The sequence below is a fragment of the Amycolatopsis sp. NPDC049688 genome (assembly GCF_040674975.1).
GTDB lineage: Bacteria > Actinomycetota > Actinomycetes > Mycobacteriales > Pseudonocardiaceae > Amycolatopsis.
Genome location: NZ_JBFANY010000002.1, coordinates 813,681 through 829,867 on the forward strand (window position 1 = coordinate 813,681; position 16,187 = coordinate 829,867).

The 16,187-nt window shown below is 69.6% G+C and carries 16 protein-coding genes and 1 tRNA gene; 10 read left to right on the forward strand and 7 right to left on the reverse strand.

Translation table 11 applies throughout. The features are described from left to right. Positions 1 to 169: 169 nt before the first annotated feature. Complete coding sequence (locus AB0J55_RS09890) at positions 170 to 1,597, reverse strand: adenylosuccinate lyase family protein (protein ID WP_364245314.1); 1,428 nt, start codon at positions 1,595 to 1,597, stop codon at positions 170 to 172. Positions 1,598 to 1,665: 68 nt separating this feature from the next. Between AB0J55_RS09890 and AB0J55_RS09895 the strand changes: the two genes are divergently transcribed. Continuing rightward, entirely contained in the window at positions 1,666 to 2,307 is a 642-nt protein-coding gene (locus AB0J55_RS09895; RefSeq protein WP_364245317.1) for a TMEM175 family protein, read from the forward strand. A 4-nt stretch (positions 2,308 to 2,311) separates the two neighbouring features. Here the strand turns inward: AB0J55_RS09895 and AB0J55_RS09900 are convergent, their stop codons facing one another. Continuing rightward, positions 2,312 to 2,854, reverse strand: coding sequence for a DinB family protein (locus AB0J55_RS09900; RefSeq protein ID WP_364245320.1), 543 nt, complete (start codon positions 2,852 to 2,854; stop codon positions 2,312 to 2,314). A gap of 212 nt (positions 2,855 to 3,066) precedes the next feature. Here AB0J55_RS09900 and AB0J55_RS09905 point away from each other — a divergent pair, with 212 nt between their 5' ends. The 4 genes from AB0J55_RS09905 to AB0J55_RS09920 all read left to right on the forward strand — a co-directional run bounded on the left by AB0J55_RS09905 (position 3,067) and on the right by AB0J55_RS09920 (position 6,119). After that, complete coding sequence (locus AB0J55_RS09905; RefSeq protein WP_364245323.1) at positions 3,067 to 3,915, forward strand: hypothetical protein; 849 nt, start codon at positions 3,067 to 3,069, stop codon at positions 3,913 to 3,915. A 185-nt stretch (positions 3,916 to 4,100) separates the two neighbouring features. Further along, positions 4,101 to 4,173, forward strand: a tRNA-Lys gene (locus AB0J55_RS09910). A gap of 45 nt (positions 4,174 to 4,218) precedes the next feature. Further along, positions 4,219 to 4,728, forward strand: coding sequence for a histidine phosphatase family protein (locus AB0J55_RS09915; protein ID WP_364245326.1), 510 nt, complete (start codon positions 4,219 to 4,221; stop codon positions 4,726 to 4,728). A gap of 86 nt (positions 4,729 to 4,814) precedes the next feature. Continuing rightward, the gene (locus AB0J55_RS09920) at positions 4,815 to 6,119 is read left to right on the forward strand and encodes an alginate lyase family protein (RefSeq protein ID WP_364245329.1); all 1,305 of its coding nucleotides are present in this window, start codon (positions 4,815 to 4,817) and stop codon (positions 6,117 to 6,119) included. A 46-nt stretch (positions 6,120 to 6,165) separates the two neighbouring features. Here the strand turns inward: AB0J55_RS09920 and AB0J55_RS09925 are convergent, their stop codons facing one another. The 3 genes from AB0J55_RS09925 to AB0J55_RS09935 form a co-directional block, all read right to left on the reverse strand. After that, the gene (locus AB0J55_RS09925; RefSeq protein WP_086838156.1) at positions 6,166 to 6,882 is read right to left on the reverse strand and encodes a trypsin-like serine protease; all 717 of its coding nucleotides are present in this window, start codon (positions 6,880 to 6,882) and stop codon (positions 6,166 to 6,168) included. Between the two features lie 262 nt (positions 6,883 to 7,144). Further along, positions 7,145 to 7,516 carry a hypothetical protein gene (locus AB0J55_RS09930; RefSeq protein ID WP_364246014.1) on the reverse strand — a complete coding sequence of 124 codons (372 nt, stop codon included), beginning with the start codon at positions 7,514 to 7,516 and terminating at the stop codon, positions 7,145 to 7,147. A gap of 22 nt (positions 7,517 to 7,538) precedes the next feature. Next, positions 7,539 to 7,904: a hypothetical protein gene (locus tag AB0J55_RS09935; protein ID WP_364245332.1), complete on the reverse strand. Its 366-nt coding sequence runs from the start codon at positions 7,902 to 7,904 to the stop codon at positions 7,539 to 7,541. 445 nt (positions 7,905 to 8,349) lie between these two features. Between AB0J55_RS09935 and lanKC the strand changes: the two genes are divergently transcribed. After that, positions 8,350 to 10,920, forward strand: a complete 2,571-nt coding sequence (gene lanKC, locus AB0J55_RS09940; protein WP_364245335.1) for a class III lanthionine synthetase LanKC — start codon at positions 8,350 to 8,352, stop codon at positions 10,918 to 10,920. A gap of 581 nt (positions 10,921 to 11,501) precedes the next feature. Here lanKC and AB0J55_RS09945 read toward each other — a convergent pair. Next, positions 11,502 to 11,915: a thioesterase family protein gene (locus AB0J55_RS09945; protein WP_364245338.1), complete on the reverse strand. Its 414-nt coding sequence runs from the start codon at positions 11,913 to 11,915 to the stop codon at positions 11,502 to 11,504. After that, entirely contained in the window at positions 11,909 to 13,189 is a 1,281-nt protein-coding gene (locus AB0J55_RS09950; protein WP_364245341.1) for a hydroxyacid-oxoacid transhydrogenase, read from the reverse strand. The genes AB0J55_RS09945 and AB0J55_RS09950 overlap by 7 nt, the downstream gene beginning before the upstream one ends. 135 nt (positions 13,190 to 13,324) lie before the next feature. On the opposite strand from AB0J55_RS09950, the gene AB0J55_RS09955 reads away from it, so the two are divergent. The 4 genes from AB0J55_RS09955 (at position 13,325) to AB0J55_RS09970 (ending at position 16,060) form a co-directional block, all read left to right on the forward strand. Continuing rightward, positions 13,325 to 14,983, forward strand: a complete 1,659-nt coding sequence (locus tag AB0J55_RS09955; protein WP_364246016.1) for a thiamine pyrophosphate-dependent enzyme — start codon at positions 13,325 to 13,327, stop codon at positions 14,981 to 14,983. 213 nt (positions 14,984 to 15,196) lie between these two features. Beyond that, positions 15,197 to 15,370, forward strand: a complete 174-nt coding sequence (locus AB0J55_RS09960; RefSeq protein WP_364245344.1) for a hypothetical protein — start codon at positions 15,197 to 15,199, stop codon at positions 15,368 to 15,370. Between the two features lie 206 nt (positions 15,371 to 15,576). After that, entirely contained in the window at positions 15,577 to 15,780 is a 204-nt protein-coding gene (locus AB0J55_RS09965; RefSeq protein WP_004563013.1) for a cold-shock protein, read from the forward strand. A 64-nt stretch (positions 15,781 to 15,844) separates the two neighbouring features. Beyond that, positions 15,845 to 16,060 (forward strand): heavy-metal-associated domain-containing protein, encoded by a 216-nt coding sequence (locus AB0J55_RS09970; protein ID WP_364245347.1) that lies wholly within the window; start codon positions 15,845 to 15,847, stop codon positions 16,058 to 16,060. Positions 16,061 to 16,187: the final 127 nt, after the last annotated feature.

The following is a 16,187-nucleotide window of genomic DNA, read 5'->3' on the forward strand; positions in this document are numbered from 1 at the left end:
GGGCCGGCCGAGCGCCTGGGCGCGCCTGGCCCACTCGACGGCCTCCTGGGGTGCGGTGGGGGCGGGTGCCTTGGCCGTAGTGCGGGTGCCGTCGGCCGGCCGCTGTCTTGTCTGCCGCTGCTCTTTCTCCGGCCGCCGTCTGTCCCTCTTCCGGAGCGTCCGCCGTCAGCTAGTCGCGGAGGGCGCGGTCGACCAGCGCGGCGGCCGCGCCCGTGTAGCCGGCCGGGTCGAGGAGCTCGTCGAGCGCAGCCGGCGTCAGCACGCCGGTGATGGCCGGCAGCTCGTCCAGCACCTTCCGCAGCGGCCGGTCCTCGTGCACCGCTCGCCGGGACGCCTCGCCCAGCAGTTCCTTCGCCGTCGCCTTGCCGAGCAGCGGCGCGAGCACGGCGGAAAGCCGCTCGGAGACGATCAGCCCGTGCGTCGACCCCAGGTTCTCCCGCATCCGCCCGGGCACCGCGGTGAGCCCGCGCGCCAGCTCGGCGGCGGTGTGCGCGGCCCCGCCGGTCAGCCGCAGGCACTCGCGGACCAGCTGCCACTCGGCGTGCCAGACCCCGGCCGAACGCTCGTCCTCGGCGAGCATCGCCTGCGTGACCCCCGCGGCCAGCACCGGCACCTGCAGCGCGGCCGACCGGATCAGCGTCGCGAGCACCGGGTTCCGCTTGTGCGGCATCGCCGAGGAACCACCCCGCCCGTCGGCGGCCGGCTCGGCGACCTCGCCCAGCTCGGTCCGGGTCAGCGTCTCGACGTCGACCGCCAGCTTCCCGAGCGCGCCGGCGGTGAACGCGAGCGCGCCCGCCAGGTCCGCGACCGGCGTCCGCAGCGCATGCCACGGCAGTACCGGCACGCCCAGCCCGGTCTCCTCGGCGAACGCGGCGGTCAGCCGCTCGGCATAGGCGCCCGCGTCCGCGTCGGCGCCCGCGTCCGCGTCGGCGTCGGCGTCGGGGTCGGCGCTGCCGTCGGCGAGGCGGGCGTACTCGACGTACGCCGCCAGCGTTCCGGCCGCGCCGCCCAGCGACACCGGCAGCCCGCCGTCGAGCACGCGCCGGATACGGATGGCCGCGTCCAGCACCAGCTGCCGCCAGCCCGCGGCCTTGAGCCCGAACGTCGTCGGCACCGCGTGCGCCGTCAGCGTCCGCCCGGCCATCGTCGTGTCCCGGTGCTCGCGGGCCAGCTCGCCCAGCGCCTCGGCCGTCGCGTCGAGGTCGGCGGCGAGCGGCCGCAGCGTCCGGTCGGCGACCAGCATCATCGCCGTGTCGAAGATGTCCTGGCTGGTCGAGCCGCGGTGCACGTACTCGGCCGCAGCGGGCGCCACCTCGCCGACCGCCGACGTCAGCGCCTTGACCAGGCCGACGACCGGGTTCGCGGTCGCCCGCGACCCGCGCGCCAGCTCGACGACGTCGATCCGCGCGCGACCGGCGGCCTCCGTGATCGCGTCCGCGGCCTCCGGCGGCACCGTTCCGAGCCGCGCCTGCGCCCGCGCGAGCGCCGCCTCGGCGTCGAGCATCGCGCGCACCCACGCCTCGTCTCCGGTCGACGTTTCGGCCGGCGTACCGGCCCGCACGGGGGACAGGAGCCCGGAATCGGGGTCGACGGTCATGGCGTCAGCATCGCACGCGCACGACCTCGGCGACGGGCGCGCAGCCGCGTCTGGCACGCTCATCGGCCATGACCAGCGCCCCGTCCGCGGAGGACACCATCGGCGACGAACCCCGGGGAATCGCCGCCGAGCGACTGACCTTCTTCTCGGACGCCGTCGTCGCGATCGCGATCACGCTGCTCGCGCTCGAGCTGCCGCTGCCGGAGGGCGCCACCAGCGCCGAACTGCTGCGGTCACTCGGTCATCACCAGTCCGAATACGTCTCCTTCCTGATCAGCTTCGTCGTCATCGGCGGTCATTGGCGCGCCCACCACCGCCTGTTCAACTACGTCACCACGCTCGGCGGCGGGCTCGCCCGGCTCACCTTCGGCTGGCTCCTGACCCAGGTGATCATGCCGTTCGCCACGAAGGTGCTGGCCGAAGACGGCGCGTTCGAGTTCCGGTTCGTCTTCTACGCCGTCGTGCAGGTCGTCGCGCTGACGCTGTTCCTCCTCATGGCCTGGCAGATCCAGCGCAACCACCTCTACCGCGCGGCAACCCCGCCGGAGCTCTTCGGCACGGTGTACCGCGGGATCGGCGCGATGATCGCCGCCTTCGCCGTCTCGATCCCCTTCGCCTTCTTCACGCACTGGGCCTATGCGTGCTGGATCGTCGTTCCGCTCGTGGTCAACCTCCTCTTCCGCGTCCGCCGCCGGTCGGCCGCCGCCTGAGCCGTCATTCGCCGGTCGCGCCGTCGATCCGTTCCCGGATCAGGTCGGCTTGGCCGATGTGCCGCGCGTACTCGCCGATCATCCGCAGCATCAGCCAGCGCAGGGTGAACGGTTCGCCGGTGCTGCGGCGAGTGCCGGTCTGGTCCAGTGAGCTGGCTTCGACGATCTCCCGGGAGCGCGCGCATTCGCTGTGCCACAAGGCGAACGCGTCGTCGACATCGCCGTCCAGGTCCGTGAAGTCCTGTTCCGGGTCGTCGTCGGAGTAGTACAGGTTCGGGAGGTCCTCACCCGTGAACTGGATCCGGAACCACCAGCGCTCGACGCCCGTGAGGTGCCGCAGCAGGCCGTGCAGGGTCAGCGTCGAGGGTGGTACCGAGCGTTCGGACAGCTGGGCGGGGTCCAGACCGGCGCATTTCAGCTCGAAGGTGCGCCGGTAGTACTCCAGGCTCTCGGTGAGAGCCTGTCGCTCGTCCGCGACCGGTGCCGGGTCGTGTCTGGGGCCGCTCAAGCGGGGCGGAGCGGCCACCGGGGTGGTGTGTTCGGTCATGCGCGGAGCGTGCCACAGGGGTCTGACAATTTCGGATCGCCGGAGTGGCCGGTGACCGGGCAACCGGGTCGAAACCCCAGTTCAAGCACGGTTCGGCGAACCCGGTAACGAAATTCCGGGTGCGCCGATCTGATCTTCGTCACCCTGCTGCGCACGCCCGTCTCACCCGGTCGGAGCGGCACCCCTCGGTTCGGAACCAGGAGATCACGACTATGCAGCGAACCGGACGAAGAACCGCCGTGCTGGCCGCGCTGACCACGGCGGTCCTGTGCGCGGCACCGGCCGTCGCGGCCGCGGCACCGGCCCCGAGCACGATCGACGTCAGCGCGACCACGGTGCGCGCGGGCGACACGCTCACGGTCACGGAGCAGCTGACCAACCCGACGGACTTCACGGTCACCGGCGCGAAGGCGGCGCTCTACGTCAAGGAAAAGCCGATCGCCGACGTGGTGGACCTGGTGTCCTGCACCGGCGCGATCGCCCCGTGCGCGCCGTACCTCAGCAGCTTCCGCGGCGGCGTCGGCGACCTGGGCGCGGGCGAGAGCCGGACGGTGACCTGGACGCTGCGCCTCAAGGACGACGCCGAGCCCGGCCAGTTCACCCTCCAGCACCAGTTCGCCGGCGACAACTACGCGTTCGGCGTCGAAGACGGCCCGGTGGTCACGATCGCCGCGCCGGCCAAGGCCGACGTCAAGGTCACGCTGACCGGCACGCCCCACTTCGGACTGGTCGCGCAGGTCGACTACGTGATCACGGTGTCGAACACCGGCCCGGCCTCCGCAACCGGCGTCCGCGTGACGGCCAACCCGGGCACCGGCCGCACGATCACCTCGGCGACGGGTTGCACCCGTTCGGGAGCGACCCTGACCTGCGCAATCGGCACCCTGGCCCCGGGCGCTTCGGCGACGGCGAAGTTCACGTCGGAAGGCGGCTTCTTCGCGTGGGGCGCGTTCACGGCCACGGCCCAGCGCACGGCGAGCGCACCGGCCGACCCGACCGTCGCCAACGACAGCGCGTCGAAGAAGTGCACCGCTTACACGGGTCTCCTCGTCCAGTGCTGACGGCCTGACGCGCGGGGCCCCGCGCGTTCGTCCACACAGGAGAGTCAGAGCGCGCAGGCCGCCGAACGGACCGGAGCACCGGGTCCGTTCGGCGGCCTGCGAAGAACCAGCCTTGACCTCCGCGGACGCCCGAGCCGGACCCGGAGTGCAGGCGGCCGACGGGGACGTGGCTAAACTGGTGGCACGGGCCGTTAGCTCAATTGGTAGAGCTGCGGACTTTTAATCCGTAGGTTCTGGGTTCGAGCCCCAGGCGGCCCACTCAAAACTCCGAAGCCGGCGGCTGTGTCGATTAGGGTTGCGGGCATGGACGCGACCAGGTGGCTCATCGTTCTCCGGCATGCGAAGTCGGACTGGTCGGAGGGTCTGCCCGACCACGAACGCCCCCTCGCGCCGCGTGGTGTCCGCGATGCGCCGCGGCTTGGCCGGTGGCTGGCCGAGACCGGGCGTGTTCCCGAGCTCGTCCTCTGCTCCACCGCCCGGCGGACCCGGGAAACCTGGCAACGCGTCAGCGGCGAGCTTCCCGCGCCGCCGCCCGTCGAGTACGACGACGGTCTCTACGGCGCCGATGTCCCTGAGCTGCTGGACGCCGCTCGCCGGACGCCGGCCGACGTCACCACGCTCGCTCTCGTCGGGCATGAGCCCGGGGTCAGCGACGTGACGCTGCACCTTGCCGGTCATGGGGAAGAGACCCTGCAGGTCCAGACCAAGTTTCCCACCGGTGCGGCGGCCGTTCTCGCCACCACGGATCCGTGGGACGCCCTCCGCACTGCCCGGCTCGTCGCCTTCTTCCGGCCTCGCGACTTCACCGGCTGAGAATCGTCAGTTGCTTCCGCGATGTTCACATGCGTACGCTCCATTCACTCACGAGTCTGATGTTCATATTTGTGAATGGAGCGGACATGGTTCTCCGCCACACCGTCGTGACCGCAGTTGCCGCGCTCGGCCTCGTTGCCACGTCGTTCGCCGCGCCGGCCGAAGCCGCGTCGTGGCCTGTTCCCTGCACCGTCCCGGTCCTCGGGCCGGTGTGTGCTCCCGACACCGCCGTCCTCGACGGCAAGCAACTGCTTCGGACGAAGTTTGCCGCTCTCGTCGGCGAAAGAACGTCCCGGACCGCGCTGAACAACCTTCTCGCCGCTGCGAAGACCGACCTCACGGCGGGGCCGTGGAGTGTCACCTCGAAGAAACAGGTACCGCCCAGCGGGGACAAGCACGACTACCTCAGCCTCGCGCCCTACTGGTGGCCGACCACGCAACCGACCGCCGAAAACCCGTGGGGCTGCCCGTTCGTGCAGCGTGACGGCCAGCGCAACCCGATCGTCGACGAGATCACCGACCACGCCTACCGCGGTGCGGCGTTCGCCGCGATCTACCGGCTCGCGCTCGCCTGGTACTACACCGGAGACGCTCGGTACGCCCAGCGTGCGGCGCTCGACCTGCGTACGTGGTTCCTCGACGCCGCAACGAAAATGAACCCGAACATGAACTTCGCGCAGGGTATCCCGTGCAAGGTGGACGGCCGCGGCATCGGCATCATCGAGTTCTCCTACACGCTCAGCCAGGTCGTCGACGCCACGGCGATCCTCGCCACCGGCGCGCCGGGCTGGACGAAGACCGACCAGGCCGGCATGACCGGCTGGTACACGCAGTTCCTCGGCTGGCTGCGCACCAGCAAGAACGGCACCGACGAAGCCAAGGCGCAGAACAACCACGGCAGCTTCTACGACATGCTCGTCGCCTCGCTCGCGCTCGGCACGGGGCAGCGGGAGCTGGCCGCGTCCATCGCCCGGGACGCCGGTTCTCAGCGGATTGCGGCGCAGATCCAGGCCGGCGGCCTGCAACCGCAGGAGACGAGCCGGACCCGCAGCTGGCACTATTCGGCGTTCAACCTGGTCGCGCTGACCCGGCTCGCGCAGATCGGCAAGCACGTCGGCGTCGACCTGTGGCACTACACCGCGCCCAGCGGCGCCACGCTGTTCTCCGCCGTCGACTTCCTGATCCCGGGCGCCACGCAGGGGAAGTCCGCCTGGCCGTATCCGGAGCTGGACTTCCGGCCGTACGCGGCCCTGGACGTCCTGCACGCGGCAGCCGACGCGGGCGACAGGGCGGCGCGGACGGCTCTGCCGCAGGTGCCGGCCGAGCCCGGCGGCGACCTCTACCCGGTCCGGCCGGCCGCCGAACAGCTCGACGACATTTCGACGTCCTGACGGCGTGAAAAAGGGTCCGGCCGCGGGGCCGGGCCCTTTTCGGAAATCAAACTCCGGCTACCTGGGAAATCCAGCTGCGATAACGCGTGATGTTCGTGTACGCGGTGTTGTTCGACCGGTCGCTGGTCGACGCGACGCCGACCTGGCGGCCGGAGGCGAACATCGGGCCGCCGGAGTCGCCGCCGGCGGTGATGCCGTTGACGCGGTTCGCGCACACCGCGACGCCGCCGGTGTAGTCGCTGCAGCTGATCGAGTTCACCCGCACGGTCGCGACCTTCAGGTACCGCGACTGGCAGTTGATCTCCGAGCCGCACTGGCTCGTCGCGCCCCAGCCGTAGACGGAGACGTTCTGGCCGACCGAGACGTCACCGACGCTGCCGAGCGGCGAGTAGGTGGCGTTCACCGAGGTCGTGAGCCGGACGATCGCCAGGTCGGCGGACCCCGGGTAGCGCGTGATGGTGGAGCCGGTGGCCATCGTTCCGCCGCTCGACTGGTCCAGGCTGCCGATGCGGAACGTGTAGGTGCCGGAGCTGCTGACGCAGTGCTTGGCGGTGAGGATGTACTGCGGCGCGATGATGGTCGCGGTGCAGTTCTGCTGGCCGTTGACGAACAGCCGGGCCGCCCAGGGGCCGCTCGTGGCGGTGCTGCCGCCGATGATCGACGGCTGGGCCTGCGGGGTGCTGTCCGCGGCCGCCGGACCGCCGAGCCCGACGACGGCCAATGCGGTGCTCGCGGCCAGCAGGACGAATTTGCCGAATTTCACGCTCACTCCTTTTCACGCGGGGGAGAACCGCGTGGGGGAAGCCGGTGGGGACCGAACTCCAGGATTGTCCGAGTTTTCGGCGAATGTCCGGAACCGACGAAAGTCGCCGGTCGAATCCGTATTTATTGCCCGCGGCGGGGTACGTGCAGTTCCCTTACTGTTCCGCGCTCAAGCCTGTGCGGCCCCGGATCGACCCGGGCCGCTCTGGTGTTGCCGGTGCGAGCTGTCTGGTCCTTGGCCGCTTTCGCGGGCAGGGCGATGTTCAGGCGGCGATCTTCGCCGGGGCCGTCTTCCGCAGCCAGTACAGCCCGATGAGTGGCAGTACCAGCGGGATGAACAGGTAGCCTTCGCCGTAGACCGACCAGACGGTCGGGTGCCGGAATGCGGCCGCGTCGACGAGGCTCAGGGTGCCGATCGTCAGCACGCCCAGCAGTTCGATCGAGCACGCCGCGAGGGCCACACGCCACCAGCCGTCACCGCGCCGGGCCAGCGCGATGGTCGCGACGATGTAGACGACCGCGGCGAAGGCCGAGAGCAGGTAGGCGAGCGGGGCTTCGTGGAACTTCGTGCTGATCTGGACGCCGGCCCGCGACGTCGCCGCCAGCGCGAAGATCGCGTACACGGCGACGAGCACCCGTCCGGGGCCGCTGGCCGTCCTACGCTGTTGCTCCACTCCACACCTCGTTCAGTCGCAGCACCATCACCGGGATGGCCAGGCAGGCGATGCCGAGCACCGCGGTGCTCGAACGGCTTCGCTCGGCCAGTGCCCAGGCGGCGCCGACGGGCAGCACGACCAGGCAGCCGATCAGGTAGGCCAGGTAGATCGCCAGGCTGCCGGGACGCTCTCCGCCGGCGAGCAGCACGATCCCGATCACCAGCTGCGCGACCAGCAGCAGTTCGAGCACGGCGAGCGCGACCAGGAGCGGGTTGTCCGGCAGCCGGTTGCGAGCCGACTGCACGAAGCTCCAGAGCGCGACGAGCGTGGCAGCCACGGCGACCGTCACGGCGAATCCGAAGATCACCCGTTCCTCCTTCCGGTCCGCCGGTCGACAACTTACTCTGTGGTACCTGCTGGTCCGTTCGCCGAGGTGCCGCGGGCGTGGCGCGGGCCACCGTGTCGATACCCGTGCTCCACGGGCTCGACATGGAGCACGGGTATCGTGAAAATCAGTCACCGGTCGCGTTGATGGCATTTTGCCAATTCGCTGGGCGATTTCGATCGATTTCACGGCTGGACCTGCAGGAATGTCCGGGCGGACCTTCTCGTTACAACTCTTTGGTGTGATGTGTTCGTTCGAGAGGATCACCCTGGGTTCGGTTACCGGCTGGTAGAGGACCTTTTTGCCTACCTCGGATAGGTCAGTTGAACCGCCGGGTTGGCGGATTGGCGCAGGGCGGTTCGGTGTGGGGGAATATGCTCCGTGCCGGAGCCGTGGTGCCCGGGGATCGTACGGAGGGGTATCTCGGATGGACCTGCGCCACGAAGCTTTTTGCTTCGCTGATCCGTTGTTCTACGACGAACAGCAGGAAAACGGCGCGCCGATCGACGATTTCACCACGACGCTCCCGGTCCCGGAAGCCGGCTGGGTCAGCGCGGACAAGGGCGTTTGGCGTGCGATGCGTCCGGCGGGACGTGCGCTCCCTGCGCAGGGCTGGAAGATCCGTGTCTCCGCTGGTCCGGACAACGCGCGCCGCGTGCTGACGCAGGTCTGCGAGAGCTGCGTCGAGCACCAGGTCTCGTACGAGCACCTCCGCTCGGCGTCAGCCTTGCTTGCACGGAATTCGAAATACGCTTCCCCCGCCGGCAGCGTCGAGCTGGCGGTCATTTACCCAGACAACGATCACGAACTCGAGCGAGTGCTCGTGGACCTGTCGGCGCGGCTCGCGGGCGAGCACGGTCCTGACATTCCGAGCGATCTTCGGTACGGCGACGCGCCGCTCTACGTGCGTTACGGAGGATTCGACGAACAGTGGGTCGAACATGACGGCCGCCGCGTCCCCGCGGTGCGCAAGCCGGACGGCAGACTGGTGCCCGACCGGCAGGGACCAACGTTCTCGGTGCCCGATTGGGTGAAGATTCCGGCCTGTTTGCACGCCAAGATGGCTGCGCGCAGAGGCGGTGATCCGGTCCGGTTCCCCTACCGGCTGACGAGCCCGCTGCACGTCTCGAGCGGCGGCGGCAGCTACCTCGCCGTCCCCAAGGCGGGTGGCAACCAGGTCCTCCTCAAGGAGGCGCGGTCGTACACCGGCCTTGACGAGGGGCGAGCCGACGCCGTCGAACGGCTCCGCCGTGAACACGACGTGCTCGTCCGGCTCGCCGGCATCCCCGGCGTGCCGCAGGTGCTCGAGCAGTTCACCGTCTCGGAACGCCACTACCTGGCGATGGAGTACCTGCCGGGTACCTCCCTGGACACCTGGACAACCCGCAATCATCCACTGACCAGGCACAGCACGACGGCGGCCGACCTCTCCGCCTACACCCGGCGTGTGCTGGAAATCGTCGCGGGAGTGGAGAAGACGATCGAGGCGATCCACGCCCTCGGCATCGTCTTGGGCGGCCTGCACCCGCACAGCATCCTGATCGACGAAGATCACGATGACCGGATCTCCCTGACCGACTTCGAGACGGCGTTCGACGTCGAGTCCGGCGAACGGCCGGCGCCAGGTGCGCCCGGTTTCTGCGCTCCGGAGGACCGGGCCGGATTCGAGATCGACGAGCATGCGGTAGCTGCGTTGCGCCTGTGGCTGTTCCTGCCACTTTTCCCGCTGACGAAGCTCGCCCCGGCGAAGCTGGGCCGTGTCGCCGGTTTCGTCGAACGCCGGTTCGCGCTGCCCGAAGGGTATGCCGATGGCGCAGTCGCGGTGCTGGCTCCGCGTCATGGCGTCGCGGATCCGGCGCCGGTCCACGCCGAGCTCGACCACGACCATGACAAGCCGGACTGGGCGTTGGTTCGCAAGCAGATCGTCGAGGCGATTCTGGCCAGCGCGACCCCCACACGCCACGATCGGTTGTTCCCCGGCGACGTCGAGCAGTTCGAGGTCGGTGGCGCCTGTTTCGGCGTCGGTGCCGCTGGTGTGCTGCACGCCCTCGACGTGGTCGGCGCCGGGCGGTTCTCCGAGCACGAACGCTGGCTGATCGATTCGGTCCGGCGTCATCCGCCGACCCGGCCGGGCTTCTACGACGGCAGCTCCGGCATCGCCTATGTGCTGGAGAGCTTCGGACACCACGACGAGGCGAGCAGACTGCTGGCGTCGTGCGCACAGCTCGTCGAGCAGACCACCGATCACTCCCTGGAGAGCGGGCTCGCGGGGATCGGGCTCACGATGCTGCACTTCGCGACGGTCCGGCAGGACAACGAGTTCGGGCGCCAGGCGCTGACCACGGCCGTCCGGCTGGCGGAGGCGTTGGAGACGGCGACGCCGCCGGGGAACTCGGCTCGCGCCGGGCTGCTGTCCGGCTGGTCCGGGCCTGCGCTGCTATTCATCCGGCTTTTCGAGCGCACCGGGGAGCCGGCCTGGCTGTCGTTCGCCGAGCAGGCGCTGTGCCGCGACCTCGAGGAATGCGTCGAGGCTGACGACGGCTCGCTGCAGGTGCGCGACGGTGTGGCCCGTACGTTGCCCTACGCCGGCGTCGGGAGCGCCGGGATTCTCCTCGTCGCGGAGCAGCTGGCACGGCACCGTCCCGATGCCGAGGCGTGCGAGAGCGTCGCCGCGCTGCGGGATGCCTGCCGCGGTGAGTTCGTCATGCACCCCGGGTTACTCAACGGCCGGTGCGGACTCGCGGTGGCGCTGGGCGTGAACACGAACGCGGACCAATCCGTCCGCGCGGCGATCGACCAGCACCTGGCCTGGCTGGCCTGGTACGCGGTGCCGTACAAAGGCGGCCTCGCCTTCCCGGGTGACCGTCTGTTGCGGCTCTCGATGGACGTCAAGACCGGCAGTGCGGGGATCCTCCTTTCGCTCGCCGCTCTGCTCGATGGCCACGAAGTCCTGCCCTTCATGGGCGGTACACCGCTCCACCTGGCCACTGGCCGGTGACCGTGACGCCACGACGGCCCGGGGCGGGCGGCCAACTCCCAGTAACAGGGGTTCGCCGCCCGGGGTAGAGGCGCGGTCGCTGCCGGGGCGCCTTCCGGCAACGACCACGACCTCTACCTGGCCGTCCGCGGTCGTGGTGCGATCGCCGGCGGGGCGCCTTCCGGCTCGGCTCCGCAAGCTCCACGACCGCGTGTGGGCAGTGGTGCGTCCGCGCGCGGGACGCCTTCCGGGAACGGCCCGCAACCACTGCTAATCCACTTCTGTGGTGAGCCGGTTGCTCACGCTCGTGCCGCCACCGGATCGACGCCTAGGTCGCCATCCGTGTGACCAGCCGCTCCGGTGAGCCGCCTGCTCGTCCACTGTGGATTGATCTCATGGGGCTTTCAGCTTATCGTCGGCGGAGGGGCGCGGAACCCCTCGATGGAAATCTGTGGACAACTCGCCGATGTTTGCGGTGGCTGTGGACAACTCGGGTCGATCGGCCGGTTCTGTCGGTGCCGTCGTGCATCATCGGAAGGGCAGGAAGAACGCAGCCCGGAATCGACACCGCCGGAAAGGAGGTGAGCCGGTGGCGGTGCACCTCACCCGGGCTGCAGAGCTTCCAGTGCCTCGCGCAGCTTGCCGGATACCGGCGTCGGGCGGCGGGACTCGCGGTCCACGAAGACGTGCACGAAATGCCCTTCGGCGACCAGGGACTCGTCGGCGGCGTACATCCCTATCTCGTAGCGGACGCTGGACTTCCCGAGGTGCGCCACCCGCAACCCGACCCGCAACGACCCAGGAAAGGACACCGATGCGTGATACCCGCAGTGCGACTCGACGCACAGCCCGATCACCGCCCCGGCTTCGATGTCGAGGCCGCCCTGCTCGATGAGCCACGTGTTGATCACGGTGTCCATCAGCGAGTAGTGGACGACGTTGTTGACGTGGCCGTAGACGTCGTTGTCCTTCCAGCGCAACGGCACCGTCTGCCAGTGCGGGTACCCGTTCACCACAGCGACACCGACTCGCGCAGGATGACCGAAAGGTCGTCCGCGGACGCCTCGCGCGGGGCGGTGGCCAGCAGGCGTTGCTGCTTCAGCGTTCCTTCGACGAGGGAGTCCACATCGGACTCTGTGTAGCCGACGGCGCCGATGCCGTCCGGGATGCCGATCTGCCGCATCAGGTCGATCAGCACCGCGGGCAGGTGGTCGGCGAAGTCGCCGGGCCACTCGAAGTCGGGCGCCAGGAGGCGTGCGACGCGCAGGTGGCGGTCCGGCGCTGCGCCGAAGGTGAAGCGGAACGCCGCGGGCGCGGTCAGGGAGACCGCCATGCCGTGCGGGACCATGGGTTCTTCGCCCGGGTAACCTTCCGGGTGGAAATCCCTGACCTGCCCGGCGATCGGGTACGCGTTCGCGTGCGGGATGTGCACGCCGGCGTTGCCGAACCCGAGTCCGGCGAACGTCGCGGCCAGGGCCATGGCCTCGCGCGCCTTGAGGTCGGCACCGTCGCGCACGGCCGCCGGGAGGGCCCACGACAGCAGCCGCAGCGACTGCTCGGCGAACATGTCGGCCAGCGGGTTCGAGCCGCAGTACGGCACGCGCTGTTCCGGGCGCTTGCGCTCGAACTCGGTGTACGGCTTGGCCGTGTAGCTCTCCGCGGCGTGGCACAGGATGTCCATGCCGCTGGCGGCCGTCACCGCCGGTGGCTGGCTGACGGTGAGACGCGGGTCGACGACGGCCAGGGTCGGGCGCAGCCGCAAGTGGCTGATCCCGCTCTTGACGCGCAGCGACAACACGTCCAGGACGCAGACCGTGGTGCTTTCCGAACCGGTGCCGGTGGTGGTGGGGACCGCGACCAGCGGCTTCAGGGGGCGGTCCGGTGCGCGGCCGCCGCCGACGGGGGCGTTGACGTAGTCCATCAGCTCGCCGTCGTTGCTGGTCAGCAGGTTCGCGGCCTTGGCCGTATCGATGGCCGAGCCGCCGCCGACGGCGACGAAGGCGTCGTACGGACCGGTTCCGCGGGCGAAGTCAACCGCCTTCTGCATGCTGACATCGGTGGGCTCGACGTGTACGCCGTCGAAGACCTCGGTCTCGATGCCGTAGCCGGCGATGCCTTCGGCGATGCGCTGCGGCCAGCCGGTTGCGGCCACCTGCGGGTCGGTCACGACGAGGACGCGGTGGGCGCCGTACTGGGTGAGGTCGTAGCCGATCTCGTCGCTGGCGCCGGTGCCGTACTTCAACGCCGGTGCGCCATAAGTAAAAACAGTTTCATGTTCGGTCGCGGCCAAGTCGGTGGTCCTCGCTCCCTTGATCGGCTACCAGTCGGTCAAATCGGACATTCGGCCCATCCTTGTCCGGTTTCGGTGAAGATCACTTGACTGCACTGAACGGTGCCCGCCTAAGCTCTCCTCATTAGATACCAACTGGGAGCGACCGTCGCCCAGACGGCCGTGCGGATCCTGACCGAGGCGCGTGTCCGCCGCGTGTACGCGGTGGTCGGTGAGTCCTTCCTGGAACTGCTCGACGCCCTGCAGCGCGAGCGCGAGATCACGCTGGTTTCGGCGCGGCACGACGCAGGCGCGGCGTTCATGGCGGAGGCCGAGGGCAAGCTCACCGAACGTCCCGCCGTGCTGCTCGCCAGCCGGGGGCCGAGCGCGGCGAGCCTGGCCATCGGCGTCCAGACGGCCTACCAGGACGAGACGCCCATGGTCGTGCTGCTGGAGACGCCGGCGACCGAGCCGGTGTGGTCGTCGTCCGGGGAGCTGCCGACCTCGGACCTCACGGCCATGTTCGAATCGATCGCCAAATCGACAGTGCGGGTCACCGACCCGGACGGTCTGCCCGGGCTGCTGGCGCACGCGCTCACGACGTCCCAGGAAGGCCGGCCGGGGCCGGTTGTCCTCGGCGTGCCCTGCGACATCTGGGGCATGCCCTACGACGCGGCGAAACCGATGGCGCGGGTGCGGCCGCCGGCGTCCGGGACGCTGGGCCGTTCGGCGGATGCCGTTGCGCAGCTGGTGGACGAGGCCAAGTACCCGGTCGTCATCGTCGGGGGGCGGGCGCGGTCGGCGCGGGACGAGCTGATCGCCGTTGCCGACGAACTCGCGCTGCCCGTCTACAACGCCTTCCGGCGGCAGGACGCCTTCCCCGAAAACCACGCCCGGTACGCCGGGCACCTCGGGCTCGGCATCCCGGCCCGGCAGCTGGACGCGCTCGAGCGCGCCGACCTGGTGCTCGCGCTCGGCACCCAGCTCGACGAGGTGACGACGCAGGCCTACCGCTACCCGACGGCACAGCAGACGCTGGTCATGGTCGGCACCGGCATCGATGTCAGCCCGAAACGGCGGGGGCTGACCTTCCGCGTCGACTCGGAGGTCGAGCCGTTCCTGCGGGAGCTGCGGGCGGTGGCGTCGCCGCGGACGCGGCGGGCTTCGGCGGCCAACGCGGCCGTCCACACCTTCATGACTCCGCCCGACACCAGCGGGAACACGCGGGTGCACCCCGTCGACGTCGTCCGCGCGCTGCGAAGGCTGGCGCCCGAGGACACCATCGTGACCAGCGACGCAGGCAACTTCGCGCAGTTCATGCACCGCTACTGGTGCTTCACTGCGCCGCGCAGCCAGCTCGGTCCGAGTAACGCCGCGATGGGCTACGCCGTACCGGCCGCCGTGGCGGCGAAGCTCGCCGAGCCGCGGCGGACCGTCGTCGCCATGGTCGGGGACGCCGGAACGCTGATGACCGGGCAGGAGATCGAAACCGCCGTCCGGTACCGGGCTCCGGTCATGGTGGTCGTCTTCCAGAACGGCGTGCACGGGGCGCTCGCCATGCACCAGGCCCGCACCTACGGCAGGCTCACCGGGGTCTCCATCCCGTTGACCGACTTCGCTTCGTGGGCGCGTGGACTGGGCGCGGCCGGGTACACCGTGGACGATCGTGAAGAGCTCGAACCCATCATCGCCAGCGCGCTGGTGCGGCAGCGGCCGTGCGTCATCGACGTGCGTACGGACCCCGACGTGGTGACTCCTGACGTGCGGCTTTCGGCCCTCCTCGGGCAGGCGCGCCCGCAACCTCCCGCACAGTAAGGATTCTGCGGCGTTTCGTTCCGGAAAAGACGGGAATGTCGTGTGGTAGCAGGGCGTTGGCTCGGGTAACCTGGCGGTGTTCCGGTGGTGGTTCGCCGCTGAACCTTCCCGGCCGGGTCCCGGCGGGAGACAACCGGTTTCTGTCGGTGCCGCATGGCACCATCACGGTCATGACCCGCGCCGAAGCGGGCAGGGAACGAGGGGAGTTTCGACGTGACCGATCACCAGCACGCATCCGAAGCAGCGCGGAAGTCCTCCGGCGTCGTGCCGGTGCTGTTCAGCGCCAGTGCCGAGGCCCACGACGACGCCGTCATCGCCGGCGAGCACGACACCGCGTGGCGCTCGCCGTTCGCGACCGAGGGCCTGCGCCCGGCGAGTGGCGAATAGCTCACCCCGCGGGGGTGAAGACCGCTTGTCCGCCCTGGTGAACGTGTGCTTTACTGCATATGGTCTCGATTTTTGTGTTCGTGATGAGTCACGCTCGCAGAACTCAGCGGGCGTAGTGTCTCCTCACCGAGGAAGCAAACCGTCCGGGTGCTGACCCGGGTCGCCGAAGTGGCTTCCTGTTTTGGTGTTACACATGGAGATTTTTGATGACTCAGGGCACTGTGAAGTGGTTCAACTCCGAGAAGGGGTTCGGCTTCATCACCCCCGACAACGGTGGCGGCGACGTCTTCGTTCACTACAGCGAGATCCAGGGTAACGGCTTCCGTACCCTCGAGGAGAACGCTCGCGTCGAGTTCGAGATCGGCCAGGGCCAGAAGGGCCCGCAGGCCACGTCGGTCACCGTGATCTGACTTTGATCTTGGGAAAGGGCCGTCACCCGTTCAGGGTGGCGGCCCTTTTCGTAGGCTGCGCTCCATGATCGAGCACGGTTACACCGTTTCCGGGATGAGCTGCGGACACTGCGCCCAGTCGGTCACCGAGGAAATCTCGGCGCTGCCCGGAGTGGCCGAAGTGGACGTCGACGTCCCGGCGCGCCGCGTCTTCGTGCGTGCCGAAACCGCGCTGGCGGAAGGCGACGTCCGCGCCGCTGTCGAAGAGGCCGGTTACACCTTCGAAGGCGCCCTGCGGTAACCCGCCGCCGGGGCCCCGTCTCGGTTGGTTCTTCCCCGTCTCCCGGTTGGACAGTCCACTGACGACCAACCCGTGGGACGCGCCGGTGTGATCTGTGACGCTTCGAGCACGCCCGAACACTGCAACG

Coding starts and splice junctions, on each gene's coding strand:
- AB0J55_RS09900 (WP_364245320.1), bottom strand. CDS start 2,854: ATGACCGAACACACCACCCCGGTGGCCGCTCCGCCCCGCTTGAGCGGC.
- AB0J55_RS09920 (WP_364245329.1), top strand. CDS start 4,815: ATGGTTCTCCGCCACACCGTCGTGACCGCAGTTGCCGCGCTCGGCCTC.
- AB0J55_RS09965 (WP_004563013.1), top strand. CDS start 15,577: ATGACTCAGGGCACTGTGAAGTGGTTCAACTCCGAGAAGGGGTTCGGC.
- AB0J55_RS09970 (WP_364245347.1), top strand. CDS start 15,845: ATGATCGAGCACGGTTACACCGTTTCCGGGATGAGCTGCGGACACTGC.
- AB0J55_RS09905 (WP_364245323.1), top strand. CDS start 3,067: ATGCAGCGAACCGGACGAAGAACCGCCGTGCTGGCCGCGCTGACCACG.
- AB0J55_RS09890 (WP_364245314.1), bottom strand. CDS start 1,597: ATGACCGTCGACCCCGATTCCGGGCTCCTGTCCCCCGTGCGGGCCGGT.
- AB0J55_RS09915 (WP_364245326.1), top strand. CDS start 4,219: ATGGACGCGACCAGGTGGCTCATCGTTCTCCGGCATGCGAAGTCGGAC.
- lanKC (WP_364245335.1), top strand. CDS start 8,350: ATGGACCTGCGCCACGAAGCTTTTTGCTTCGCTGATCCGTTGTTCTAC.
- AB0J55_RS09895 (WP_364245317.1), top strand. CDS start 1,666: ATGACCAGCGCCCCGTCCGCGGAGGACACCATCGGCGACGAACCCCGG.